This window comes from Nocardioides sp. Z24_21 (assembly GCF_058134345.1).
Map to the genome: position 1 here is coordinate 1,284,079 of NZ_JBYTTH010000001.1, position 24,992 is coordinate 1,309,070.

24 protein-coding genes and 1 tRNA gene are annotated in these 24,992 nt (G+C 73.1%); 15 read left to right on the plus strand and 10 right to left on the minus strand.

What is annotated here, in order from left to right; all coding sequences use genetic code 11:
- Window positions 1–12 precede the first annotated feature (12 nt).
- From AC3X7Z_RS06260 to AC3X7Z_RS06270, 3 genes are all read left to right on the plus strand, one after another.
- On the plus strand, window positions 13–1,098 hold the full coding sequence (locus AC3X7Z_RS06260) for an HpcH/HpaI aldolase/citrate lyase family protein (protein WP_186339409.1): 1,086 nt from the start codon (window positions 13–15) through the stop codon (window positions 1,096–1,098).
- Window position 1,099: 1 nt separating this feature from the next.
- The gene (locus AC3X7Z_RS06265; protein ID WP_186339410.1) at window positions 1,100–1,969 is read left to right on the plus strand and encodes an HpcH/HpaI aldolase/citrate lyase family protein; all 870 of its coding nucleotides are present in this window, start codon (window positions 1,100–1,102) and stop codon (window positions 1,967–1,969) included.
- Window positions 1,970–2,110: 141 nt separating this feature from the next.
- Window positions 2,111–2,254, plus strand: coding sequence for a hypothetical protein (locus AC3X7Z_RS06270; protein WP_186339411.1), 144 nt, complete (start codon window positions 2,111–2,113; stop codon window positions 2,252–2,254).
- A 122-nt stretch (window positions 2,255–2,376) separates the two neighbouring features.
- On the opposite strand, the gene AC3X7Z_RS06275 is transcribed toward AC3X7Z_RS06270, so the two are convergent.
- The gene (locus AC3X7Z_RS06275) at window positions 2,377–3,405 is read right to left on the minus strand and encodes a M48 family metallopeptidase (protein WP_489975358.1); all 1,029 of its coding nucleotides are present in this window, start codon (window positions 3,403–3,405) and stop codon (window positions 2,377–2,379) included.
- Window positions 3,406–3,475: 70 nt separating this feature from the next.
- Between AC3X7Z_RS06275 and AC3X7Z_RS06280 the strand changes: the two genes are divergently transcribed.
- Window positions 3,476–4,747 (plus strand): phosphotransferase family protein, encoded by a 1,272-nt coding sequence (locus AC3X7Z_RS06280; RefSeq protein ID WP_489975359.1) that lies wholly within the window; start codon window positions 3,476–3,478, stop codon window positions 4,745–4,747.
- Between the two features lie 144 nt (window positions 4,748–4,891).
- On the opposite strand, the gene hutU is transcribed toward AC3X7Z_RS06280, so the two are convergent.
- A complete protein-coding gene (gene hutU, locus AC3X7Z_RS06285) occupies window positions 4,892–6,577 on the minus strand; it encodes a urocanate hydratase (protein WP_489975360.1) in 1,686 nt (561 codons plus the stop codon).
- Between the two features lie 53 nt (window positions 6,578–6,630).
- Between hutU and AC3X7Z_RS06290 the strand changes: the two genes are divergently transcribed.
- Window positions 6,631–7,101 carry a hypothetical protein gene (locus AC3X7Z_RS06290; RefSeq protein ID WP_489975361.1) on the plus strand — a complete coding sequence of 157 codons (471 nt, stop codon included), beginning with the start codon at window positions 6,631–6,633 and terminating at the stop codon, window positions 7,099–7,101.
- A gap of 11 nt (window positions 7,102–7,112) precedes the next feature.
- Here AC3X7Z_RS06290 and hutH read toward each other — a convergent pair whose 3' ends face one another.
- Window positions 7,113–8,675, minus strand: a complete 1,563-nt coding sequence (hutH, locus tag AC3X7Z_RS06295; protein WP_489975362.1) for a histidine ammonia-lyase — start codon at window positions 8,673–8,675, stop codon at window positions 7,113–7,115.
- 173 nt (window positions 8,676–8,848) lie between these two features.
- Here hutH and AC3X7Z_RS06300 point away from each other — a divergent pair, with 173 nt between their 5' ends.
- The 8 genes from AC3X7Z_RS06300 (at window position 8,849) to AC3X7Z_RS06335 (ending at window position 18,023) form a co-directional block, all read left to right on the plus strand.
- On the plus strand, window positions 8,849–9,319 hold the full coding sequence (locus AC3X7Z_RS06300) for a hypothetical protein (protein WP_489975363.1): 471 nt from the start codon (window positions 8,849–8,851) through the stop codon (window positions 9,317–9,319).
- 88 nt (window positions 9,320–9,407) lie between these two features.
- A complete protein-coding gene (locus tag AC3X7Z_RS06305; protein WP_489975364.1) occupies window positions 9,408–9,977 on the plus strand; it encodes a hypothetical protein in 570 nt (189 codons plus the stop codon).
- Between the two features lie 7 nt (window positions 9,978–9,984).
- A complete protein-coding gene (locus AC3X7Z_RS06310) occupies window positions 9,985–10,797 on the plus strand; it encodes an IclR family transcriptional regulator (RefSeq protein WP_489975365.1) in 813 nt (270 codons plus the stop codon).
- On the plus strand, window positions 10,797–11,444 hold the full coding sequence (locus AC3X7Z_RS06315) for a hypothetical protein (RefSeq protein ID WP_489975366.1): 648 nt from the start codon (window positions 10,797–10,799) through the stop codon (window positions 11,442–11,444). The genes AC3X7Z_RS06310 and AC3X7Z_RS06315 overlap by 1 nt, the downstream gene beginning before the upstream one ends.
- Before the next feature lie 178 nt (window positions 11,445–11,622).
- Window positions 11,623–14,853 carry a heterodisulfide reductase-related iron-sulfur binding cluster gene (locus AC3X7Z_RS06320; protein WP_489975367.1) on the plus strand — a complete coding sequence of 1,077 codons (3,231 nt, stop codon included), beginning with the start codon at window positions 11,623–11,625 and terminating at the stop codon, window positions 14,851–14,853.
- Window positions 14,854–15,016: 163 nt separating this feature from the next.
- On the plus strand, window positions 15,017–16,393 hold the full coding sequence (locus AC3X7Z_RS06325) for a calcium-binding protein (RefSeq protein ID WP_489975368.1): 1,377 nt from the start codon (window positions 15,017–15,019) through the stop codon (window positions 16,391–16,393).
- A 144-nt stretch (window positions 16,394–16,537) separates the two neighbouring features.
- On the plus strand, window positions 16,538–17,080 hold the full coding sequence (locus AC3X7Z_RS06330; protein WP_186339423.1) for a toxin-antitoxin system HicB family antitoxin: 543 nt from the start codon (window positions 16,538–16,540) through the stop codon (window positions 17,078–17,080).
- Window positions 17,081–17,180: 100 nt separating this feature from the next.
- Window positions 17,181–18,023 carry a DUF4097 family beta strand repeat-containing protein gene (locus AC3X7Z_RS06335; RefSeq protein ID WP_489975369.1) on the plus strand — a complete coding sequence of 281 codons (843 nt, stop codon included), beginning with the start codon at window positions 17,181–17,183 and terminating at the stop codon, window positions 18,021–18,023.
- 173 nt (window positions 18,024–18,196) lie between these two features.
- Here AC3X7Z_RS06335 and AC3X7Z_RS06340 read toward each other — a convergent pair whose 3' ends face one another.
- From AC3X7Z_RS06340 to dcd, 6 genes are all read right to left on the minus strand, one after another.
- The gene (locus AC3X7Z_RS06340) at window positions 18,197–19,135 is read right to left on the minus strand and encodes a siderophore-interacting protein (protein WP_489975370.1); all 939 of its coding nucleotides are present in this window, start codon (window positions 19,133–19,135) and stop codon (window positions 18,197–18,199) included.
- Complete coding sequence (locus tag AC3X7Z_RS06345; RefSeq protein WP_489975371.1) at window positions 19,132–20,040, minus strand: ABC transporter ATP-binding protein; 909 nt, start codon at window positions 20,038–20,040, stop codon at window positions 19,132–19,134. The genes AC3X7Z_RS06340 and AC3X7Z_RS06345 overlap by 4 nt, the downstream gene beginning before the upstream one ends.
- Window positions 20,037–21,101, minus strand: coding sequence for a FecCD family ABC transporter permease (locus tag AC3X7Z_RS06350; protein ID WP_489975372.1), 1,065 nt, complete (start codon window positions 21,099–21,101; stop codon window positions 20,037–20,039). Before AC3X7Z_RS06350 ends, AC3X7Z_RS06345 begins: the two co-directional genes overlap by 4 nt.
- Window positions 21,098–22,126: a FecCD family ABC transporter permease gene (locus AC3X7Z_RS06355; protein WP_186339427.1), complete on the minus strand. Its 1,029-nt coding sequence runs from the start codon at window positions 22,124–22,126 to the stop codon at window positions 21,098–21,100. Before AC3X7Z_RS06355 ends, AC3X7Z_RS06350 begins: the two co-directional genes overlap by 4 nt.
- Window positions 22,127–22,128: 2 nt before the next feature.
- Entirely contained in the window at window positions 22,129–23,163 is a 1,035-nt protein-coding gene (locus AC3X7Z_RS06360) for an iron-siderophore ABC transporter substrate-binding protein (RefSeq protein ID WP_241005244.1), read from the minus strand.
- A gap of 120 nt (window positions 23,164–23,283) precedes the next feature.
- Window positions 23,284–23,859, minus strand: a complete 576-nt coding sequence (dcd, locus tag AC3X7Z_RS06365; RefSeq protein WP_186339428.1) for a dCTP deaminase — start codon at window positions 23,857–23,859, stop codon at window positions 23,284–23,286.
- A gap of 56 nt (window positions 23,860–23,915) precedes the next feature.
- On the opposite strand from dcd, the gene AC3X7Z_RS06370 reads away from it, so the two are divergent.
- Both AC3X7Z_RS06370 and AC3X7Z_RS06375 read left to right on the plus strand, forming a co-directional pair.
- Window positions 23,916–24,689 (plus strand): SGNH/GDSL hydrolase family protein, encoded by a 774-nt coding sequence (locus tag AC3X7Z_RS06370; protein ID WP_186339429.1) that lies wholly within the window; start codon window positions 23,916–23,918, stop codon window positions 24,687–24,689.
- Between the two features lie 42 nt (window positions 24,690–24,731).
- Window positions 24,732–24,807 (plus strand) — tRNA-Gly (locus AC3X7Z_RS06375).
- On the opposite strand, the gene AC3X7Z_RS06380 is transcribed toward AC3X7Z_RS06375, so the two are convergent.
- The coding region (locus tag AC3X7Z_RS06380; protein ID WP_489975373.1) for a hypothetical protein at window positions 24,796–24,992 on the minus strand (197 nt) is incomplete at its 5' end. The two genes, AC3X7Z_RS06375 and AC3X7Z_RS06380, sit on opposite strands and share 12 nt — an antisense overlap.

The following is a 24,992-nucleotide window of genomic DNA, read 5'->3' on the forward strand; positions in this document are numbered from 1 at the left end:
TAGTTTGCGCCCATGACCCGCCCCGCCAAGGACTTCTTCGCCCCGCTCGCCGTCGGCGCGCCCGCGCCGCCGCGCGAGATCCCCGCCCGGCCGAGCCGCGCAATCCACTTCTTCGACCCGGGCAACGAGAAGATGGCCGCCAAGGTGCCCGGCATGGTCGGCACGGTCGACGTGCTGCTCGGCAACCTCGAGGACGCCGTCAAGGCGGAGAACAAGGAGAAGTCGCGCCGGGGACTGGTCGACATCGCCCGGGCGACCGACTTCGGGCCCACCCAGCTGTGGACGCGGATCAACTCGCTCGACAGCCCCTGGGTGCTCGACGACCTGACCACCCTCGTGCCCGCGATCGGCGACAAGCTCGACGTCATCATGGTGCCGAAGGTCCAGGGCGCCGAGGACATCCACTACGTCGACCGGCTGCTCGCCCAGCTCGAGGCGAAGGCCGGGCTCGACCGCCCGATCCTCGTCCACGCGATCCTCGAGACCGCGCGCGGTGTGGCGAACATCGAGGAGATCTGCGGCGCCAGCCCGCGGATGCAGGGCCTGTCCCTGGGGCCGGCCGACCTCGCCGCCGACCGCCGGATGAAGACCACCCGCGTCGGCGGCGGCCACCCGGGCTACCTCGTGCGCCAGGACGCCCCGCGCGACGCGGACGGCAAGGCGCAGCACGACGCCGAGCGGGCGACGTACCAGCAGGACCTGTGGCACTACACGATCGCCCGGATGGTCGACGCGTGCGCGATGCACGGGATCTACCCCTACTACGGGCCGTTCGGCGACATCGCGGACACGGTCGGCTGCGAGGACCAGTTCCGCAACGCGTTCCTCCTCGGCTGCGTCGGCGCCTGGAGCCTGCACCCGGCGCAGATCGCGATCGCCCACCGCGTCTTCTCCCCCAGCGTCGAGGACGTGGCGCACGCGCGGCGCGTCATCGCCGCGATGGGCGACGGCACCGGGGCGGTGATGATCGACGGCAAGATGGAGGACGACGCCTCGGTGAAGCAGTGCCAGGTCATGGTCGCCCTCGCCGAGGAGCTGGCCGCGATCGACCCGGAGCTGAGGAAGCAGTACGACGCGATCGTGGTCGAGGAGGCCTGAGATGACTGACTTCACCCCCCTGCGCAGCGTCCTCTACATGCCCAGCTCCAACCAGCGGGCGCTCGAGAAGGCGCGGACGATCCCCTGCGACGGCCTGATCCTCGACCTGGAGGACGCCGTCTCGCCCGACGCCAAGGAGTCGGCCCGGGAGGCCGCCGCCGCGGCCGCCGCCAGTGGCGACTACGGCCGGCGCACCGTCACCATCCGCGTCAACGCGATCGGCACCCAGTGGCACGACGCCGACCTCGCCGCGGCCAGCCAGGCCGGACCCGACGCGATCGTCGTCCCCAAGGTGGAGAGCGCCGAGGAGGTGGCCCGGCTGGTGGCCGCGATGGAGAAGGCCGGCGCGCCCGACCACACCCGGCTGTGGGCGATGGTCGAGACGCCCGTCGCGATCCTCGACGCGCTCGCGATCGCCCGGTCCTCCGAGCGCCTCGGCGCCTTCGTGATCGGCACCAACGACCTCGTCAAGGAGCTCTACGCCGAACACGTCCCCGGCCGCGCCCCGATCCTGCCCAGCCTGCACACGGCGCTGCTGGCCGGACGGGCCGCGGGCATCGCGGTGCTCGACGGCGTCTACAACGACGTCAAGGACGCCGACGGCTTCCTCGCCGAGTGCGAGCAGGGGCGACAGATGGGCTTCGACGGCAAGACGCTCGTCCACCCCGGGCAGGTCGAGGGGGCCAACCGCGCCTTCGCACCCAGCCCTGCGGCCGTCGAGGACGCGCGCGAGCTGATCGCCGCGTTCGAGGCCGGCGCCGGCGCCGGCGTGGTGACCCTCAACGGCCGGATGATCGAGAACCTCCACGTCGAGTCGGCCCGCCGGACGCTGTCGATCCACGAGGCCATCGAGGCGATCGGCACCGAGTGAGGGCGGTCACCACAGGATGGACAGGGTCTTGACATCGCCTCACCCGCAGGGATGAGCGGAATTGTCGAACGTGCTGCGGACCCGCAAGAGTGTCGGCGCCCTGCCCACCGTGGGCCGGCCGCAACACCTAGGAGGCACCCCATGATTGTCCTCGGACTGATCCTTCTCATCCTCGGGCTCCTGCTCCCCCAGAGCATCCTGACCACGCTCGGCATCATCTTGATCGTGGTCGGCCTGGTGCTGAACTTCGTGCCGATCGGCGGCTCCAGCCGACGGGTCTGGTAGCACTCCGCCACCCCGCGAGGACCCCGTACACCCCTGGTGTGCGGGGTCCTGCCGCGTCTCGGGCTGCTCCGCCCGCCCGCTCGTGCGTACGGCGGACGTCGCCCGCGTCCGAACGGGGTGGCTCAGGCGCTCTCGTCGCCTCGACGGAAGCGGTCGTTGAGCCAGGTGCTGGCCGTGCCCACCCAGCCGGCGAGGTCGTGGACGAGTCGGCCGAGGGTGTCCTGGGTCCGTTCGAACGTCGCGGTGTAGCTCGCGGCCGCCGCCTGCGCGGCCTCGCTCACCGACGCGGTGTCGTCGTCGGTGCGGCGCGGGTAGCTGCCCGCGAGGATCGTCGTGTACGCGCCCGAGTCGGTCCAGCGGCGCAGCTCGGTGGCCCGGACGACGGCGAACGGGTGGCTCTGCTGCTGGAGCAGCGAGAGCTTGATGAGCGACTCGCGCACGTCGCCGCCCTCGTCGTACTCCGCTCCCTGCTGGAGGAACGACGTGACGTCGAGCTCCTCCAGGGTGCCGCCGCTGGCGAGCTTCATGTGGGTGCGCAGCGCCGCCGTCGGGTCCTGGCTGGCGAGCAGGCCGGCGCGGTCGGCCGACAGCTCGGCCTTGCGCGACCACTCCAGCAGCCCGACGGTGACCATCCGGATGCCCAACGCGCCGCCGGGGACGGCGTTGAGCAGCCCGCCCAGCCCGAGCAGGCGCACCAGCAGCGTGCGGTAGACCGCGTGTCCGCTGACGGCGTGGCCGAGCTCGTGGCCGATGACGAAGCGGAGCTCGTCGTCGTCGAGGTGGTGCACCAGGCCGGACGACAGCACGATGATCGGCCGGTCCATGCCGACCGTGACGGCGCCGAGCGTCGGGTCGGCCTGGACGTACATCTCCGGCAGGTCGCTGACGTCGAGGCTGCGCCCGACCTCGGCGAGCAGCACGTGCAGCCGGGCGAACTGTCGCTCGTCGACGCGCACCGCGGAGCCCAGCAGCGTCAGCCGCCAGGCCCGTTCGCGGAACACACCCGACATGGTCTTGAGCAGCACGTCGAAGCCCTTGAGCTTGCGCAGGGCGACCAGCGCGCCCCTGTCGGCGGGGTGCTCCCACGCCCGCGAGCTGATGTCCGTGAGCACGACGCGCGCACGCGCCGGCTTCCTCTCCCCCGATGCCATGGAGGGATCCTGACCTACCCGGGCAGGAAAGTCATGGGATCCGCGAGGACGCGCGTGCCACGATGCGGCGGTGACCCGTCAGCCGCGCACGATTCACGTCGCCCTCACCGACGGGGAGCGGGTGTGGGTGGACGACGACGGACGGCTGCCGAGCTTCGTCCACGATCCGGAGGCAGGCGGGCCGAGCCCGACGGCCACCGCCAGCCGATTGCTCACCGACGCCGTGCCCGTCGCGCCGGCGGTCGTCCTCGACGAGGTCAACCGCCTGCACGTCGTCCGCGCGCGCAGCGGCGCACCTGAGCGGGGGCACTGGACCGACCCGGACCACCTCGGCGAGGAGGTGCGCGTCCAGGTCGAGCGGGCGGTCCGTGAGCACTGGGGCACGCCGCCCGCACACCGGCCGGACTGGTATCGCCCCGGATGGTCCGACGAGGTCGAGGCCTGGATCGACGCCGCGCTGGTGGACACCGGCCGGTCGCGCACCGGCTCGCTCCAGACCCATCGCGTCTGGAGCATCTCGGCGGTCCACGTCGTCCCGACCGACCGAGGTCCCGTGTGGTTCAAGGCCAGCTGCGCGCACTTCGCGGCCGAGGCGGCCATCGTGGCGACGCTCGCCGCCCACCTCCCACACCTGGTCCCGGAGGTGGTCGCCATCGAGGACAGGAGGTGCTGGGTCCTGACCGAGCCGTTGCGGGGGGTCGACGACGACGGCGCGCCGGCAAAGGCCGCCATGACGCTCGCGCCGCTGTGGGCCGCTGCCCAGATCGCATCGCTGGACTGGCTCGACGAGCTGCGCGGGGCGGGCGCTCCTCGCCGAGGCGCGGAGGAGACGCTGACGGCCTGGCGCGGCGCACTGGCGACCAACCGCGAGCTCGACGCGCTGACCACGGACGAGCGCGGCGCCCTCGTCGAGGCGGTCCCGCTCGTCGAGACGCGGGTGCGCGAGCTCTGGGCCTGCGGCTTCCCCGACACCCTCGCCCACGGCGACCTGCACTCGGGAAACGTCGCCTTCGACGGCTCGGGCGTGCGGGTCTTCGACTGGAGCGACGGCTGCATCACGCACCCCTTCCTCGACGGCACCCACCTCGCGCACTGGCTCACCGAGGCGGACGGGACCCACGCAGAGGACCGGGTGCGCACCGTCCTACTTCCGTGGCGCGACGCGTTCCCCGAGGCCGACTTCGACCGCGCGGTCGAGCTGGCACCCCTGGTCGACCTGGTCTTCCAGACCGTCACGTTCGACCGGCTGGGCGAGGGGATCGAGGCCGGCACCCGCGACTTCGACGGCGCCGTGCTGATGCTGACGCGCAAGCTCCTCGAGTCGGTCACAACCGACGAGTAGCCGTGGGCAGACGACGACCCGACGCGTCGTACGACCACTAGGACACCCTCGTCCCCGCTGGGACACCCGTATCCGGGTGGTTGAGCGGGGACGTGACCGCTCGAGCCGGGGCGGACGCCCCGCACCCCCGGCAACCCCGGCGCGTCAGCCGCGCATCGGGACCCGGACCCCGCGCTCCTCGGCGACCTCGACGGCGCGGTCGTAGCCCGCGTCGACGTGGCGGATCACGCCCATGCCGGGGTCGTTGGTGAGCACCCGCTCGATCTTCTCGGCGGCCAGCGAGGTGCCGTCGGCGACCGTGACCTGGCCGGCGTGGAGCGAGCGGCCGATGCCGACGCCGCCGCCGTGGTGGAAGGACACCCAGGTGGCGCCGGAGGCGGTGTTGACCAGCGCGTTGAGGATCGCCCAGTCGGCGATGGCGTCGGAGCCGTCGAGCATCGCCTCGGTCTCGCGGTAGGGCGAGGCCACCGACCCGCAGTCGAGGTGGTCGCGGCCGATGACGATCGGCGCCTTCAGCTCGCCGCTGGCGACCATCTCGTTGAAGCGCAGGCCGGCCTTCGCCCGGTCGCCGTAGCCCAGCCAGCAGATCCGCGCGGGCAGTCCCTGGAACTGCACGCGCTCGGCCGCCATGTCGAGCCACGTGTGCAGCCGGGCGTACTCCGGCTTCTCGTCGGCGGGGAAGAGCTCCTTGATCGCCCGGTCCGTGGCGTGGATGTCCGCGGGGTCGCCGGACAGCGCGGCCCAGCGGAACGGGCCCTTGCCCTCGCAGAACAGCGGCCGGATGTAGGCGGGCACGAAGCCGGGGAACGCGAAGGCCCGGTCGTAGCCGCCCTTGCGCGCCTCGTCGCGGATCGAGTTGCCGTAGTCGAAGACCTCGGCGCCCGCGTCCTGGAGCTCGACCATCGCCCGCACATGACGCGCCATCGACTCCTGGCTGCGCTTGGTGAACCCGCGCGGGTCGTCGGTGCGCTCGCGCTCCCAGTCGTCGTACGCCGTGCCGGACGGCAGGTAGTAGAGCGGGTCGTGCGCCGAGGTCTGGTCGGTGACGACGTCGATGCGGACCGAGCCGTCGAGCTGGCGCTCGAGCAGCTCGGGCAGCACGTCGGCGGCGTTGCCGAGCAGCCCGATCGACAGGGCGCGGCGATCGTCGCGGGCCTCCAGCGCCAGCTCGATCGCGTGGTCGAGGTCGCGCGCCTGGACGTCGAGGTAGCGGGTCTCGAGGCGTCGGTCGATCCGGTGCTGGTCGCACTCGACGCAGATGGCGACGCCGTCGTTCATGGTGACGGCGAGCGGCTGCGCGCCGCCCATCCCGCCGAGGCCGGCGGTGACCGTGATCGTCCCGGCGAGGGTGCCACCGAACCGCTTGTCCGCGATCGCGGCGAACGTCTCGAAGGTCCCTTGGAGGATCCCCTGGGTGCCGATGTAGATCCACGAGCCCGCGGTCATCTGGCCGTACATGGTCAGCCCGAGGTCCTCGAGGCGGCGGAACTCCTCCCAGTCGGCCCAGTCGCCGACGAGGTTGGAGTTGGCGATCAGCACGCGCGGCGCCCACGTGTGCGTACGCATCACGCCGACGGGCTTGCCCGACTGCACCAGCAGCGTCTCGTCGTCCTCGAGGTCGCTCAGGGTCGCGACGATGGCGTCGTACGCCTCCCAGCTGCGCGCGGCCTTGCCCGTGCCGCCGTAGACGACGAGGTCCTCGGGGCGCTCGGCGTTGTCGGGGTCGAGGTTGTTCATCAGCATCCGCAACGGCGCCTCGGTCTGCCACGACTTGGCGCTCAGCTCGGTGCCGGTGGCGGCGTGGATGGGCAGGCGGGGGTTCGTGCTCACGGGATGCTCCTGGGGACTGACGTGCGGGCATGGGCGGGACTACGGTCGGGCGCATGGCGGTCGAGCTGGTCCTCACGCGGTCCCACGGGGACCGTCGGCGTCACGACCTCGACGGCGTCGGGACGATCCGGCGCGGCGGCTGGTGGTCGCGCCGCTGCGAGCTGGTGCCCGTCGAAGGGCCTCCGCTGACCGCGGCGCCGCAGGGCCTGATGGGCCGGGCAGCCGTGGCGACCGATGCCGCGGGGGTGACGGTCGGCCGGTTCGTGCAGAAGGGTTTGCTGACCCACGGGGGCGAGCTCGCGTGGAGGGACCGCCCGCTGCGGGTGCGCTCCGAGGCGCTGCTCGCCAACCGCTACTCGGTCTCCGACGGCGACACCGCCCTGCTCGAGGTGCGGGCCACGGGATGGGGGCGTACGCCGGGCCGGGTGTCGCTGCACCACGAGCGGGTCGACCCCGGACTGGTGCTGTTCTCGCTGTGGCTGGTCCAGGACTTCATCGCCCAGGACTCCGCCTCCGCCGGCTGACGACGGGCTGGTCACGGCAGCGCTCCGACGACCGACTCGGCGGCGGCGAGCACCGCGCCGGACTGCACGAGGTCGACGGTGGCCTCGATCTCGGGCGAGAGGTGGCGATCGGGGCCGGGGCCGGCGATGCCGGCCTCGCGCAGGCGTCGTACGACGGCACCGGTGGCGGGCGACGGCTCGAGGGGCGCGCGGAGGTCGAGGGCGCGGGCCGCGGTGAGCACCTCCACGGCGACGACCCGCGACAGCCCGTCGACGGCGCGACGCAGCTTGCGGGCGGCGTTCCACCCCATCGAGACGTGGTCCTCCTGCATCGCGCTGGAGGGGATGGAGTCGACCGAGGCGGGGACCGCGAGCCGCTTGAGCTCGGAGACGATCGAGGCCTGGGTGTACTGCGCGATCATGTGGCCGCTGTCGACGCCCGGGTCGTCGGCCAGGAACGGTGGCAGCCCGTGGCTGCGCGCCCGGTCGAGGAACCGGTCGGTGCGGCGCTCGCTGATCGAGGCGACGTCGGCCGCGACGATCGCCAGGAAGTCGAGGACATAGCCGACGGGCGCGCCGTGGAAGTTGCCGTTGGACTCGACCCGGTCGCCGACCACCACCGGGTTGTCGATCGCACTGGCGAGCTCGCGACCGGCGACGGTGGCGCCGTGCTCGACGGTGTCGCGGGCGGCGCCGTGCACCTGCGGCGAGCACCGCAGCGAGTACGCGTCCTGGACCCGGTTGCACTCCACCGTGTTGCCGGGCCCGGTGCGGTGGGAGGCCACGATCGCGGAGTCGGCCATCAGGGCGGTGAGGTTGGCCGCGGACAGCGCCTGACCCGGGTGCGGGCGGATCGCCTGGAGCTCGGGGGCGAAGACCCGGTCGGTGCCCAGCTGGGCCTCGACGCTCATCGCGGCGGCCACGTCGGCGGTGCGCAGCAGCATCCGCAGGTCGGTGATCGCCAGCACGAGCATGCCGAGCATGCCGTCGGTGCCGTTGATGAGGGCCAACCCCTCCTTGGCCCCGAGCTCGACCGGCTCGAGGCCGGCGGCGGCGAGCGCGTCGGCCGCCGGCAGCAGCGCGCCGGAGGCGTCGCGCACCTCGCCCTCCCCCATCAGCGCGAGCGCGCAGTGCGCCAGTGGCGCGAGGTCGCCCGAGCAACCCAGCGAGCCGTACTCGCGCACCACCGGGGTGATCCCGTGGGAGAGCAGGTCCGCCATGAGCTGCGCGGTCTCTCGGCGTACGCCGGTGCGTCCCGTCGCGAGCGTCGAGAGGCGCAGGAGCATGAGCGCGCGCACCACCTCGCGCTCCACCTCGGGGCCGGAGCCGGCGGCGTGCGAGCGCACGAGCGATCGCTGCAGCTGGGCGCGCATCCCGGTGGGGATGTGTCGGGTGGCCAGCGCGCCGAAGCCGGTGCTCACGCCGTAGGTCGGGGTCTCGGCGTCGGCCAGCGCCTCGACCACGCCGCGGGCGTGGTCGATCGCGGTCAGCGCGTCGTCGCCGAGCGTGACGGGCGCGCCGTCACGGGCGACACTCACGAGCTGCTCGAACGAGACGGGACCGACCCCGACCTCGATGGGCTGGATCGTCTGCATGACGCCCATGCAACACGCGGAGCCAAGCCCGCGCCAGCACTCCGCGTACGTCCGATGTCTCGGATCCCAGACCGATCCGCTCACCCGAACGGGGGGAACCCGGCGCGCCGGCGTTGTGGCACGGTGGACGCCGTGGCGAGCCGCCCGGGCCGCCGGAGCAGGGAGGTCCCCCGATGGATACGACGACGTGGATCATCGTCCTGGTCGTGGTGCTGGTCGTCGCGGCGCTCGTCGCCTGGCTGGTCACCCAGCAGCGCACGAAGCAGCAGCACGCGCAGGCCGAACGACTGCGGTCCGAGGCCCGCGAGCACGCGACCGAGATCCCCGAGACGCAGGTGCGCGCCAAGGAGGCCGAGGCCGAGGCCGAGCGCGCGCGGCTCGAGGCCGAGCGCGCCCAGGCGAAGGCACGCGAGGCGCAGGTCGCCGCGACCCAGCAGCAGGCGGTGCACGAGGACCGGCTGCGCACCGCCGACGAGGTCGACCCCCACGTCGACACGCGCTCCGACGACTACACGCCCGGGACGACGACGCACGACGACGGCACCGCCACCCACGACACCGCCACGCACGACCCGGACACCGTGCTGGACACCGACGACCCCCGCCGCACCGACGGCACCACCGGCGGGACGCACTCGGCCTGAACCGATCGGCTGACGCCACGGGCGGGGTGCTGGACAACGCCGTGGGCACTGTCAGACTGAGGCCCCCCTGTTCCGTGAGAGGTGTCTCGTGACCACGCTCGTCGTCATCATCATCGTCCTCGTCGTCGTGGTGCTCGCCGCCGCGGCCCTCGTCGTCCAGCGCAAGAACAAACAGGCCAACATCGCGCGGGCCGACAGTCTCCGCCAGCAGGCGGGGCGCCAGGCGCAGGCCACCATCGCGCCCGCCCAGGACCGCGCGGCCGCCGCCGAGGCGCAGGCCGACGAGGCGCGTGCCCGGGCCGACCAGGCCGAGGCGGAGGCGCACGAGGCCCGGCTGGCCGCCCAGCAGGCCGAGGCCCAGCACGAGTCGCAGGTGCGCGCCGCCGATCGGCTGGACCCGCGTGTCGACCACAGGTCCGACGACTACGCCCCGCAGGTCCCCGGCACGGTCGACCAGCAGCCCACCGCTCCGGCCGACGTCGACGCTGAGCCCGCCGACCAGCCCGCCGACCAGCCCGCCGGCCAGCCCACCGACCAGCCCGCCGGCCAGGCTCCGCTGCTCCCGCGCCGCACCCCGGGCGCCCAGGAGATGCCGGGCAAGCCCATCGAGTCGGGCGACGGCGGCGGCTGGTTCACCAAGGGCTCCGACCGGTCCTGACCCCGCGGTGAGCCAGGTCCCTGCCGCGACGCGCGCCCTGCGGGTCCTGCGCTTCCTGGCCACGCAGGCCGACCCGGTCCCGCTCGACCGGATCGTGCGGTCGTGCGACCTGCCGCGCAGCACGGCCTACCACCTGCTCAACACGATGATCGACGAGGGCTTCGTCGTGCACCTGCCCGACGAGCACCGCTACGGCCTCGGCGTCGCCGCCTTCGAGGTGGGCAGCGGGTTCACCCGCCAGGAGCCGCTGGCCCGGCTGGCCCGGCGACCGCTCGCCGAGCTCGTCGACCGCACCGGCCACGGCGCCCACCTGGCGGTGCTCCACGGCCGCGACGTGCTCTACGTCGTCGAGGAGCGCGCGCCGGGCCGGGCACCGCTGGTCACGGACGTCGGCGTGCGACTCCCCGCCCACCTGACCGCGTCGGGCCGGGCGGTGCTCGCGGCCCTGCCGGCCAGCCAGGTGCGCGCGCTCTACCCCGACCGGACGGCGTTCGTCGACCGGCACGGCAAGGGCCCCGCCTCCCTGAGTGCGCTGCGGGCGGTGCTGTCGGAGACCCGCCAGCGCGGGCATGCCACGGAGGACGGCGAGGTGACACCCGGCCTGGGAAGCGTCGCGGCGCCGGTGCTCGACCACAACGGACACCCCGTGGCCGGGGTGGCCGTGACCTTCCCCAGCGGCGCGGGCTCCGACGCTGAGATGATCGCTGCTGCGGTCACCGACACCGCCACCCGGCTGACCAGACGCGTCAGCGGTCGGGCCTCGACAAGCCCCTCGCCCAGCCCCTCCCCAGGCCCCTCGGCCGGTGCTAGCGTCGAATGATGCCGGCTCGCCTCCCCTCCCCGCGCCTGCTTCTCGCCCCGGTCATGGCGCTGCTGCTCGCCGTCGCCGCGCTCCCGCCGGCCTCCGCGGCCGAGGACGTCCTGCCGCCGCGGGTCACGGTCCACGACAGCCGGACCTCGAGCCCGTCCGTGGACATCGCGCGCGTCACGCTGCGCGGCGCCCCCTGGGAGAACCCCACCCAGTACGTGGAGGTCGAGGTGCCCGGCGGGTTCCGGCCCGGGCACCACCTCACGGTCTGGTTCGACGCCGACGGCGACGCCGAGCCGGAGGGTCGCCTCGACGCGCGGCTGAGGAAGCCCGGACCGAAGCGCCGCTCCGACCTCCGCGTCGACCAGCAGTTCCGGATCGGTGGCGGCTGGGACGACCCCGGCACCCGCGTGCACTGCCGCGACGACCAGGACTTCATGCCGGTGGGAAACGTGCGGCCCGGTGACGCCGTGCTCGTCGTCGGTCTCTCCTCCCTGTGGGACTGCCTCCAGCTCCCCTACCCGTCTGGCGATGACCACGGCGCCTGGCGGACGGCGGTGCGGGTGGCCAAGGACGGCCGGAGCGACACCGCGCCCAGCAGACGCGGATGGAGCCCACAGGTGCTGGGCTGGTGCGGGCGTCAACCCCGGTGTGGGTGAGCCGGTCGCGCCACCGCGCCACGGCCTACGAGTCGTCGTACACCGGAGGGCCGCCACACTGCCGCTCGACCTCAAGTTACCAACGGGTAGGATCAGTGTCACTCCGTAGCGCGCGGCTGTCGGCAGGTGCGGCGGCCTAGGCTGCGGACCTCTACGCCCTACCGAGGAGCACCCCTCCATGCAGATGTTCGCGATCGTCGTCTCGTTCGCACTGACCGCCGCCGCGGTCGCCATGCTGGTCCCGGCCGTACGCCGGATGCTCGGCGTGATCCGGGCGAGCCAGCCCGCGCCGGGCCGCAGCGACAACCCGGCCGGTCGCACCGCGACGATGCTCAAGGAGACGTTCCTCCACACGCGGATGCTCCAGTGGCACTGGGTCGGCATCATGCACTGGTTCGTCTACATGGGGTTCCTGCTGCTCAGCACCGCGGTGCTGGCGGCCTACTTCCAGCTCTTCAAGCCCGACTTCGCCTACCCCGTCATCGGCCACTGGTACCCCTTCGAGTGGCTGATGGAGCTCATCGGCGCGCTGAGCACGGTCGGCATCGTCTTCCTGATCGTCTACCGGCAGCGCCACCACCCCCGCAACGAGGGCCGCCGGAGCCGCTTCTTCGGCTCGACCTTCTGGCAGGCCTACTTCGTCGAGGCGCTCGCGCTGCTGGAGGGCTCGGCGATCCTCTTCGTCCGCGCCGCGGAGTGGCGCCTCGACGAGGAGGCCGGCCGCGCCCACTACCCGTTCTCGTCGTGGCTCGGCGACCTGCTCTACCCGAGCTCCGTCGACTCGCTCGAGAACCTCATCTACGTCATCGCGACGCTCAAGATCGCGCTGGCGATGGTCTGGCTGATGGTGATCGCCCGCAACATCACCATGGGCATCGCCTGGCACCGCTTCACGACCTGGTTCAACATCTGGTTCAAGCGCGAGGCCGACGGCAGCACGGCGCTCGGCGCCATGAAGCCGCTGACGTCCGACGGCAAGGCGATCACCCTCGACGACATCGACGACCTCGACGAGGACTCCACGCTGGGCGTGGGCTCGATCGACGACTTCTCGTGGAAGGGCATCCTCGACTTCACGACCTGCACCGAGTGCGGTCGCTGCCAGTCGCAGTGCCCCGCCTGGAACACCGAGAAGCCGCTGTCGCCCAAGCTGCTCATCACGAGCCTGCGCGACCACGCCTACGGCAAGCACGACGGTGAGGAGGCGCACGCCGAGCGCCAGCTCGTCGGGGTCGGCTCCAAGGGCGAGACCGCTGGCGCCGGCACCGACGTCCTCGACTACTTCTACAACCCCGCCGACGGCGACTTCGTCATCGACGAGGACGTGCTGTGGAGCTGCACGTCGTGCGGCGCGTGCGTCCAGCAGTGCCCCGTCGACATCGAGCACGTCGACCACATCATGGACATGCGGCGCTACCAGCTGCTCGTCGAGTCCAACTTCCCCGCCGAGCTCAACCAGCTGTTCAAGGGCCTGGAGAACAAGGGCAACCCGTGGAACATGTCCGCCACCGCGCGGATGGACTGGGCCAAGGGCCTCGACTTCGACGTGCCGGTCGTCGGTGAGGACCTGGAGTCCCTCGAGTCGGTCGACTGGCTGTTCTGGGTCGGCTGCGCCGGGGCGTACGAGGACCGCGCGAAGAAGACGACCCGCGCGGTCGCCGAGCTGCTCGACCTGGCCGGCATCTCCTTCGGCGTGCTCGGCAACGGCGAGACCTGCACCGGCGACCCCGCTCGGCGTGCCGGCAACGAGTTCGTCTTCCAGGGCCTCGCGCAGCAGAACGTCGAGACGTTCAAGGAGTACAAGGTCAAGAAGGTCGTCTCGACCTGCGCCCACTGCTTCAACACGCTCAAGAACGAGTACAAGGACTTCGGCATCGAGCTCGAGGTCGTCCACCACACCCAGCTGCTCAACCGCCTCGTGCGCGAGGGCAGGCTGACCCCCGTCAAGGACGGCGCGGGCGCCGCGAAGCGCTCGATCACCTACCACGACCCGTGCTACCTCGGTCGCCACAACCAGGTCTACTCGCCGCCGCGCGAGCTGCTCCAGGTGCTGCCCGGCGCGGAGTACGTCGAGATGGAGCGCCACTCCGAGAAGTCCTTCTGCTGCGGCGCCGGTGGCGCGCGCATGTGGATGGAGGAGAACCTCGGCGAGCGGATCAACCTCAACCGCACCAAGGAGGCCGTCGGCACCGGCGCCGACCAGATCGCCGTCGGCTGCCCGTTCTGCCGGGTCATGCTCTCCGACGGGCTCACGGCCCAGCAGGCGAACGGCGAGGCCCGCGAGGAGGTCGAGGTCCTCGACGTCGCGCAGATGCTGCTGGCCTCGGTCAAGGGCGAGCAGGCGACCAAGGCCGCCCCCGCGTCGTCCCCTGCCGCTGTCCCCGCGGCTGCCCCCGCCGCTGCCGCAGCCGGCGCGACGGCCTCCGACGTGGCCACCAAGGACGAGCCGGAGGCCGGCGACGTCACCCTCACCGACGACACCGTCGCCGAGACCGCCGACGTCGGCCCGGCCGCCAAGGCGTCCGGAGGCTCGTCGCTCTTCGACACCCCGGCCGACAAGGCGTCCGGCGGCTCGTCGCTCTTCGACACCCCGGCCGACAAGGAGTCCGGCGGCTCGTCGCTCTTCGACACCCCGGCCGACAAGGCGTCCGGCGGCTCGTCGCTCTTCGACGCCCCGGCCGACGCCTCGAAGCCGGCTCCGTCCACCGACCTCGGCGGCGGGTCGCTCTTCGACCTGGGCACGCCCGGGGAGGAGCCGGCAGCCCCCGCCCCGGCTCCCGAGAAGGCGGCCGGGAGGGCAGCCGCGGCGCCGCCCGCCACCGACCTCGGCGGCGGAGGCTCGCTGTTCGACATCGCGGCGCCCGAGCCCGCCGCGGAGTCCCCCGCGACCAGCGGTGGCGAGCCGACCGAGCCGACCGAGCCGGTCGGGGCGCCGACCTCGAGCGGTACGGCGTCCACCCCGGCCACGGACACAGACCTGTCGGACCTCGGCTCGCTCTTCGACGTGGAGGCACCGGCAGCCACCGAGTCCGCTCCTGCGGAGGCGGTCGCGGACCCCGAGCCCGAGCCCGAGCCCGAGCAGGCAGCGGCCGCCGAGCCGGAGCCCGTCGGGTCACCCGCTCCGACCAGCGGCACGACGGCCGAGCCCGCCACCGACGTCGACCTGTCGAGCCTCGGCTCGCTCTTCGACGTCGAGGCACCGGCGTCCGCCCCACCGCCCGCGGCGAGCGAGCCCGAGCCGACGGCCCCCGCCGAGCCCGCGCCGAAGGCCGAGCCCGTCGAGGACGAGACGCCGGCATCCGGGGCCGACGACGTACCGCCGACGCAGAAGCCCGCGTCCGACGACGCCGGCCCAGCACCACGCACCGACGTCGACATCAGCGGATCGAGCTCGCTCTTCGACCTCTGACCGCTTCGGCGGTGGACCCGGAGGGCGACTGGGGCGACGTGGAGAGCGACCCGGCACGTGCCGCGCCGCGCGGGAGCGCCGGGTGCGGGCGCGACCGTGGCAACGTGCTGAGCGTCGCGGGCATCACACCAGTGGTCCACGACATCCACCGCTGGAGGACATCATGCGTCGTACGACGCCGCTGAGCGCCGCGGCCCTTCTGGTGCTCACCCTGCTCGGGCCGACCGGCGCTGCCGCGTCGGCCGCCGCCGAGACCTGCCGGGGCGAGGTTGCCACCCTCGTCGGGGCCGGGCAGCTCATCACCGGCACGGAGGGTCGCGACGTCATCGTCACCAACGGCGCGACACGCGTCGTGGCGGTGGGCGGCGACGACGTGATCTGCCTGACGGGCATGTCTCCGTCCGGGCACGCCACGATCGACGCGGGAGCCGGCGATGACCTCGTGGACGGCACGGCCTGGCGCGGCTCGGTCCAGGCCGAGCTCGGCGAGGGAGCGGACCGCTTCGAGGGAGGCGACGGGGAGAACGTCGTCGCTGCCGGCCCCGCTGACACCGCGCGCGACGTCATCATCGGTGGCGACGCACGGGACGTGGTGGACACCGGCGTGCCCGGCGAGCCCAACGCCGACGTCGTCGACCTGGGCGCCGGCGACGACGCACTCGACTATGCAGGCGTCATGGCTCCCGGTGGATCGATCGCCGGTGGCGACGGCGTGGACGAGCTCCTCCCCTCGACCTCGCGATCCGGGGCCACGACGATCGACAACGCTTCGGGGACCCTCGTGGTCGACCAGCAGGTCATCGCAACCTGGTCGGGTCTGGAGACGTTCTACACCGGGACGATCGGCGGCGCCCCCCTCCAGTTCGTCGGCACCGCGGCCGACGAGGCCCTCGTCGCGCGGGCGTCCGGCCCCGTCGACGCGAGCTTCGGCGCCGGGGACGACACCCTCGTGGCGGACGAGGCACCACGTGCCGGGAGCTCGATCGAGGGCGGTCGTGGCCATGACGGGTTCTACGTCACCACCGAGAGCGGCCTGCTGGACCTCGACCTGACGCGCGGCAGGCTCGTCACGGGCGCCGAGGCGCGGCGCACGATCCCGGTCACCGACTTCGAGAACGCCTCGTTGTACGCCCACCGCGTCGTCCTCACCGGCACCCGGGACGGCAACAGCCTGACGTTCGGCGCGTGCGACGCCACCGTCCGCGGTCGGGGCGGAGCGGACACGGTCCAACCTGACAGTGAGTCCATGTTCGAGACCGTCTTCTGTCCTCGCTTCCCGAAGGCGCGGGTCGACGGCGGCCGCGGCGACGACGACCTCCGGGGCACGCGGGGCCGCGACGTGCTTCGCGGCGGCACGGGCAACGACCGGCTCGACGGACGGCAGGGCCCGGACCGACTCCACGGCGGCGCGGGACGCGACGAGCTGAGGGGCAGGTCCGGCGAGGACGAGCTCCGGGGCGAGAGCGGGCGCGATCGCGCCGACGGAGGGAGTGGGCGCGACTCCTGCCGCGCCGAGCGCGAGCGCCGCTGCGAACGCTGACGCCGTCACGCCGCCACATCGGGGCCGGGCGGGGCCGCGCGTGCGTGACCTGACGGATCTCGCGGCATCATGGCGTCACGGCGAAGCCGCGGTGACATCGCATACTCCTTGACATGACATCATCGTGATGTCATCGTGGTGCGCATGGACATCACCCCCTACGTCGACGGCCTGCGCCGCGACCTCGTCGCCGCGGCGGAGGCGGGCAGCGACGAGCTGCGGCAGGCGGCCGAGCGGTTGGCCTACGCGCTCGACCCGAGCGCGCGGCTCGCGCTGATGGAGGCCATCTCCCACGCCGCGGCGGAGATCACCGCCGAGCTCCCGGACGGCAGCGTCGACGTCCGGCTGGTGGGTCGCGAGCTCGACTTCGTCGTCGAGGTCGCCCCGCCCGCCGCCATCCCCGCACCGCCCCCGCCGCCCGCGCCGCCCGCGACGCCCGACGAGGACGACGGCGACCTGGCCCGGATCACGCTGCGCATCCCGGAGGCCGTCAAGGCACGCGCCGAGGAGAAGGCCGCAGCCGCCGGGCAGAGCCTCAACACCTGGATGGTCGGCCTCGTGCGCAGCGCGACCAACGAGCACGCCATCAACGTCGACATCGACCTGAGCAGCGTGCCCTTCGTGGGCTACGACCCGTTCGCGGGCCACCGCAAGCAGGGCAACCGCCGGATGACCGGCTGGCTCTGACCTGACGGGCCAGCGGCCCGTCCCACCTCGCACCCCCACCTCGCGACCAGCGGACCGGCACCGGCCGGCCCGGCGGACGACCACACCCTCTGGAGACCCGATGCGCAGCCAGATCGACCTCACCTTCGACACCCCGGAGCCGATCGACCTCCACGTCGAGAACGCCCGCGGACTGGTCCGCGTGAGCGCCACCGCCACCGCCCGGACGACCGTGAGCATCATCGGCGAGCGGGCCGAGGAGTTCGACGTCCACCACGTCGAGGCCGGCGAGCGGAGTGCCATCTCGATCGTCCCTCCGCGCTCGAGCGGCGGCCTGTTCGGCCGCGACGCACGCGCGGAGATCGTCGTGGAGCTGCCCACCGCCAGCAGGCTGCGCGCCAAGGTCGGCAGCAGCGACCTCGTCGCCGAGGGGCGCTTGGACGACACGCGCGTCGACAGCGGCTCCGGCGACGTGTCCCTCGACGTGGTCGAGGGCGACGTCGTCGTCCAGTCCGGGTCGGGCGACCTGCACGCCGGGCACCTCCTCGGCGACGCGCACCTGCGCTCGGGGTCGGGCGACATCGTCGTACGCCGCGCGGAGTCGGCCCTCGTCGTCACCACCGGCAGCGGCGACGTGCGCGTCGACTCCGCCGACGGGCTCGCCGTCAAGACCGGCTCCGGGGACGCCCACGTCCAGTCGCTGGGCGGCGAGGCGGTCTTCACCACCGGTTCGGGCGACCTGGTCGTCGCCCAGGTGGCGTCGGGCCGCGTCACGGCCAAGACCGCCAGCGGCGACGTCCGCATCGGGGTCGACGACGGGACCCCCGTCTGGACCGACGTGCGGACCGCGAGCGGCCGGCTCACCTCGATGCTGCCGAGCACGGGCGAGCCCGCCCCCGACCAGCCCTACCTCGAGGTCCGTGCCACGACCGCGTCGGGCGACGTCACCCTGCACCCGAGCTGAGCCCCGCTGTCCCAGCCCCGACCAACGGAAAGGAGAAGGCCATGCACGACTCGTTCACCGACATCGAGCTGATCGCCCGCCACCGCATCGCGGAGCGCGTGCGCTACTCCCCCCGCGCGCCCCGCACCAACCGCCGCTGACCCACCGCTCGCCCACCGCGGCGGGGCGTCACCTCAGGCCTTCATGGCCACGCCGCGGCGCCAGTAGCCCATGAAGGCCACCTGGCTGCGGTCGAAGCCGAGCTCCTTGACCAGGTGCCGGCGCAGCCCGGTGACGATCCTCGACTCGCCGGCGATCCACGCGTAGGTGCCGCCCACGCCGGTGATGCCTCCCGGCACCTCCTCGCCGGAGGAGGAGTAGTAGGGCGTCTCCCAGAGGTCGGGGTCGACCTCGTCGGGCGCGACCTCCACCTCGGCCCCGGGGATGCCGAGGTGGGCGACCACGGCGTCGTGCAGCCCGACCCCGAGCTCGCCGCCCTCGCGGGCCAGCCACACGACCTCGACGCCCGCGGGACCGCGTACGTCCTGCACGTCGTCCGCGCACGGCACCTCCATGAAGGCGGTGCCGCGGGCGTCGGCCGGCAGCTGCTCGAGCACGGTGCACACGGCCGGCACCGCGGTCTCGTCGGCCACGAGCAGCAGCTCGGCACCGGGGGTGGGGGTGAACTCGATCCCGCCGTAGGGGTAGCCGCGGCGCGGCGCGAGGATCACGATCCGGTCGCCGACGCTCGCGCGCGAGGCCCACAGCGAGCCGGGCCCGACGAGGTCGCCCTCGAGGTGGAGCACCATGTCGACGACGAACGTCGTCTGCGGGCCCGAGCCGCGCACGTCGCGGATCGTGTAGGTGCGCATGTGGCCGCGCTCGGAGGCGGGCCGCTCCAGCCACGTCGCCCACCAGCCCTCGTCGGCGCCCTCGGCCGAGGTGATGCCCCCGGTCTCCGGATCGGGGAGGATCAGCTTGATCCGCTGGTCCCAGCGCGGGCCGTCGACGCCGAAGTCGGCGAGGTCGGGGCCCCCGAGCTCGACCCGGACGAAGGTGGGCGAGAGCCGCTCGACGGCCACGACCTCGACCTCGGTGAAGAGCATGGGCAGGACGGAGGCGGTCACGGTCATCGGGTCTCCCGGCTGGGGTGGACGTGCGGACTGGGCGAGCTGAGCGGGCTGGGCTGGGCGGGGTGGCTGAGCTCGTCCGGGCGGGGCTGCCGGGGGCGGGGCTGGTGCCGGCCGACGGGCACGACGAGGGGCGTGTGCGACACCGGGTCGTCGATCACCCGGTTGTCGAGACCGAAGACGGAGCGCACGACCTCCTCGGTGACGACCTCGCGGGGCGTGCCCTCGGCGACGATCCGGCCGGTGTGCAGCGCGACCAGGTGGTCGGCGTAGCGGGCCGACAGGTTGAGGTCGTGGAGCACCATCACGATCGTGGTGCCGCGGCGGGCGTTGAGCTCGGCGAGGAGGTCGAGCATCTCCACCTGGTGGGCGACGTCGAGGTAGGTCGTGGGCTCGTCGAGCAGCAGCAGGTCAGTGCCCTGCGCGAGCGCCATCGCGATCCACACCCGCTGGCGCTGGCCGCCGGACAGCTCGTCGACGACCCGGTCGGCGAGGCCGAGGGTGTCGGTGAGGGTGAGCGCCTCGGCCACGGCCTCGTCGTCGGCGCTGGTCCAGCGTCCGAACGGCCCGTGGTGCGGGTGACGGCCGCGTCCGACCAGGTCGGCGACGGTGACGCCCTCGGGCGCGACGGGGTTCTGCGGCAGCAGCCCGAGCGTGCGGGCGACCTGCTTGGTCGGGAGCCGGTGGATGGCCTCGCCGTCGAGCAGCACCGACCCCGACCGGGGGCGGAGCAGCCGGGCGAGCCCGCGCAGCAGCGTCGACTTGCCGCACGCGTTGGCGCCGACGATGACGGTGATCCGGCCGTGCGGGACCTGCAGGTCGAGGTCGCGCACGACGGCGGTGTCGGTGTAGCCGAGCGTGAGGTCGCTCGCCTCCAGACGGACGTGCGGGGCAGCGGCGACGGTCATGCCGCTCTCCTTCCGGTGCGGCCGCGGGCGAGCAGCCAGAGCAGGAACGGCGCGCCGAAGGCGCCGGTCACGACGCCCACGGGCAGGTTGAGGTCGGGGAACGCGTAGGCGCCCGCGTAGTCGCCGACCAGGACGATCACCGCGCCGACCAGGCCGGCGGCGAGCAGCGTCGTACGCCCCCGGTTGAGGGCGCGGGCGATCGGGCCGGACAGGAACGCCACGAACGCGATCGGGCCGGCGGCCGCGACGCCGACGGCGACGAGCAGCACGCCGAGGAGCATCAGCAGGTCGGTGCGGCCACGGCCCACGCCGAGCCCGGCCGCCGTGTCCTCGCCGAGCTCGCTCGCGCGCAGCGACCTGGCCGCCCAGGCCGTCGCCGGCAGGAGCACGGCGAGGGCGATGGCGAGCAGGCCGATGGTCTGCCAGGCCACCCCGTTGACGCTGCCGGTCAGCCAGCGCAGCACCAGCTGCACGTCGTACTCGTCGACGCGGGTGAAGACGTATTGGATGACCGACTGCATGGCGGCGGCCATGCCGATGCCGGCCAGCACCAGCCGGAAGCCGCCGTGGTCGCCGGCGACGGCGCGCACGACGAGGGCGACGGCCAGGGCGCCCGAGATCGCGGCGGCGGACACCGGCCACCCCGACCAGCCGGCCAGCGCGATGACCGACACGGCCGCGGCGCTCGCCCCGAGGCTGATGCCGACGATGTCGGGGCTGGCGAGCGGGTTGCGGAGCGTGGTCTGGAAGATCGCGCCGCCCACGCCGAAGGCGGCGCCGACGAGCACCGCGAGCACCGCGCGCGGCAGCTTGGACTCCATCACGATGTAGGTCGCGCCGGGGATCTGCTCGCCCCCGAGGATGCGGACGAAGTCGGGGACCGTCACCGTGTAGTCACCCAGCAGCACCCGGGCGGCGAACGCACCGACCAGGACGGCGACCAGGCCGCCCAGCAGGCGGCGGTGGTGGCGCACCGGGGCGCGGCGCGCGCGTCGTACGACGTCGGCGGCGTCGGGCGCTGCCTCCGCGGCGGTCCGGCTGCGGTCGAGGGTCACGGTCACAGGGCCCTCCCCGTGCGGCGGATGAGGGCGATGAAGACGGGCACGCCCACGACCGCGGCCATGATGCCGACCTGCACCTCCGACGGCGGCAGCACGACGCGACCGACGGTGTCGGCGACGACCACGAGGACGGCACCGCCGAGCATGGAGAACGGCAGCAGCCGGCGGTGGTCGGGGCCGACGAGGGCGCGCACGACGTGGGGCACGACGAGGCCGACGAACGCGATCGGTCCGGCGAGTGCGGTCGCGGTGCCGGCGAGCAGGACGATCGCGAGCGCGATGACGAGGCGGTCGCGCGTGGTGTGCCGACCGAGACCGCGGGCGAGGTCGTCGCCCAGCGCGAGGGTGTTGAGCAGGCGGGCGCCGGCGAGCGCGAGCAGCGCGCCGACGACCAGGAACGGCAGACCGGCCACCAGCACGTCGGTGCCGCGGCCGGCGACCGTGCCGACCTGCCAGAAGCGGAAGGACTCCATCGTCTTGCGGTCGGCCAGCAGCAGGCCGGTGGTCCAGCTGGCCAGGCCGGCGCTGAGCGCCGCGCCGGTGATGGCGAGCTTCATCGGGGTGGCGCCGTCGCGGCCCATCGAGGCGATGCCGTGGACCGCGGCCGCGGCGACGGCCGCGCCGACGAAGGCGAGCGGCAGGAACTGCCCCATCGCCGACGCACCGAAGGCCGTCATCCCGACGACCATCGCGAAGGTGGCGCCGGCGTTGACGCCGAGGATGCCCGGGTCGGCCAGCGGGTTGCGGGTCAGCCCCTGCATCAGCGCGCCCGCGAGGCCGAGGGCGGCGCCGACGGCGAGTGCCAGCAGCGTACGGTCCAGGCGCGCCTCGACGACCGCGTGCAGGGGGTGCGAGGTGTCCCACACCGCAGAGACGGGCACGGCCCGCGCCCCGACCAGCAGCGACAGCGCGCCGGCGCCGGCCAGCGCCACGACCGAGATCGCGACGCTGACCGGCAGCGCGGGACGTCGTCCACGGCCCGGGGGCCTGAGGACGTCCTCCCGCGTCGGGACGAGGGCGGTCATCCCTAGCCCTTCAGCGCCTCGACCACGTGGGGCAGGAAGTCGCTCACGATGACCGGGATGGAGAGGGGCGTGGGGTTGGTCGAGGCCATCGCGTTCTGCTTGTCGGACTCGGCGTACCAGTGGCCCTCCGCGATCGCGGGGATCTGGCCGAGCAGCTTGTCGTTCTCGATGGTCTCGATGGTCTCGGGCGAGTCGACCCAGGTGACGAACACGTCGGAGTCGAGGTCGGCGGCCTTCTCCGCCGACACGGTGCCGTAGAACTCGCCCGGCTTGATCGCGTCGGCGACGGCAGGCGCGTCGACCATCCCGAAGTCGCGCAGGATGGAGACCCGCGGGTCCTCCGGGGCGTACATGCCGACCGTGGACAGGTCGGTCGCCGCGAGGTAGCCGTAGATCAGCTCGGCACCCTGCAGCTCGGGGTTGTCCTCGGCGGCCTGCTCGATGGTGGCCTCGGTGTCGGCGGCGACCTCGTCGGCGAGCGCCGTACGGCCGAGGGCCTCGCCGACCATCTCGAGCGAGGTCTGCCAGTCGGTGGTCCAGGGCGCCTCGGGGTAGGCGACGACCGGAGCGATCTTGGAGAGCTTGGCGTACTCCGCCTCGGTGATGCCCGAGTTGGTCGCCAGGATCAGGTCGGGGGCGAGCTCGGCGATCTCGTCGACCGGCGCGCCGTCGGCGTCGTCGTAGCGCACCGGGGCCTCGGCGCCCGCCTCCTCGATGGCCGCGTCGAACCAGTCGGTGGAGCCGGCGTCGTTGCCGCCCCAGGTGATCTTGGTGGCGCCGACCGGGACGACACCCAGCGCGAGCGTGTGGTCGTGGTCGGTCCAGCCCAGCGTCGCGACCCGCGTCGGCTCCGACTCGATGGTCGTCTCCCCCAGCGCGTGCTCGATGGTCACCGGGAAGGCATCCGCGTCGACGCTCGTGGTCGACGTCGGCTTCGCGTCGGACGCGCTGTCGGTGGTGGAACCGGTGCTGCAGCCGGCGAGGGCTGCGGCCAGGACGGTGAACGCGGCCAGGGGCGCGGCGAGGGAACGCTTCATCAGGACTCCGTGTCTCGGTAAGGCAAGGCTAACTTAGGTCAGCCTAACCCGAGGCCCCCCGAATAAGACAAGGGAGCTGTGTCCTAATCCACGCCACGGACCGCGCGGCGAGGACGGTCGTCAGATCGAGGTGCGGTGGAAGCCCTGGAACGACCGGCTCGGCGTCGGGCCGCGCTGGCCCTGGTAGCGCGAGCCGTACTTCTCCGAGCCGTAGGGGTGCTCGCTCGGCGAGGAGAGCCGGAAGAAGCAGAACTGCCCGATCTTCATGCCCGGGTAGAGCTTGATCGGCAGCGTGGCGACGTTGGCCAGCTCGAGCGTCACGTGGCCCGAGAAGCCCGGGTCGACGAAGCCCGCCGTCGCGTGCGTGAGCAGGCCGAGCCGGCCCAGCGACGACTTGCCCTCGACCCTCGCGGCGATGTCGTCGGGGAGGGAGACCACCTCGTAGGTGGAGCCGAGCACGAACTCGCCCGGGTGCAGGATGAACGGCTCCTCGCCCTCCGGCTCGACCTCGCGGGTGAGCTCGGACTGGTCGGCCGCCGGGTCGATGTGGGGGTAGCGGTGGTTCTCGAAGACCCGGAAGAAGCGGTCGAGGCGCACGTCGACGCTCGAGGGCTGCATCATCTGCGGGTCCCACGGCTCCAGGGCGATCCGGCCGGCGTCGATCTCAGCGGTGATGTCGCGATCGGAGAGCAGCACCCGGCCGACCCTAGGCCACCCGTCGGCCACTGGGGAGGGGGTCGCACAATGGCTCGGTGACCTTCCACCGCTACGTCGCCCTGGGCGACTCCTTCACCGAGGGCGTCGGCGACCCCGACCCGACCCGGCCCAACGGCCTGCGCGGCTGGGCCGACCGGGTCGCCGAGGTGCTCGCCCGGCAGACCGACGACTTCGGCTACGCCAACCTCGCGATCCGTGGGCGCAAGCTCGGCGCCATCATCGACGAGCAGCTCGACGTGGCCCTCACCCTCGAGCCCGACCTGGTCACCATCCACGGCGGCGGCAACGACGTGCTGCGACCCCGCGTCGACATCGACGCGCTCGCCCGGACGTACGACGAGGCGATCGCGAGGCTCGCCGCCACGGGCGCCCGCGTGGTCATGTTCACCATCGTCGACCCCGGCAGCGGCGGCATCTACGGACCCGTGCGCGGGCGGATGGCGATCTTCAACGAGTGGGTGCGCGAGATCGCCGACCGGCACGGCGCGACCATCGTCGACATGTGGCGGATGCGCGACATCGAGATCGGCAGCGTCATGGACACCGACCGGATGCACCTCAACAGCGCCGGCCACACCCACATGGCGCACGCCGTCCTCGAGGCCATCGGCGTGGAGCACGGCTTGGAGCCGGTCACCGTCGAGCCGCTGCCCGTCCGCGGCCGCCGCGAGACCTGGGCCGCCAACGCCCAGTGGACCCGCGAGTTCCTCGCGCCCTGGGTGCACCGGCGCCTCACCGGGCGCTCGTCCGGCGACAGCGTCACGGCCAAGCACCCCACCCTCTCGCGGGTCGGGTCGGACACTCCCTAGCCCGGTCCGGTAGCATCTGGCCCGCTGTCCCAGGACGGCACTGCGGATGTAGCTCAGCTGGTAGAGCGCGACCTTCCCAAGGTCGATGTCGCGAGTTCGAATCTCGTCATCCGCTCCACATCTCCTCCTCCCCGGCCGACAGACCGCGCCGAGCGCGACGCTCCGCGAACGTCGATGTCGCGAGTTCGAATCTCGTCATCCGCTCCATTCCATCCATATCTCCCCCGTGATCGCGCGCCGAGCGCGACGCTCCGCGAACGTCGATGTCGCGAGTTCGAATCTCGTCATCCGCTCCACATCTCC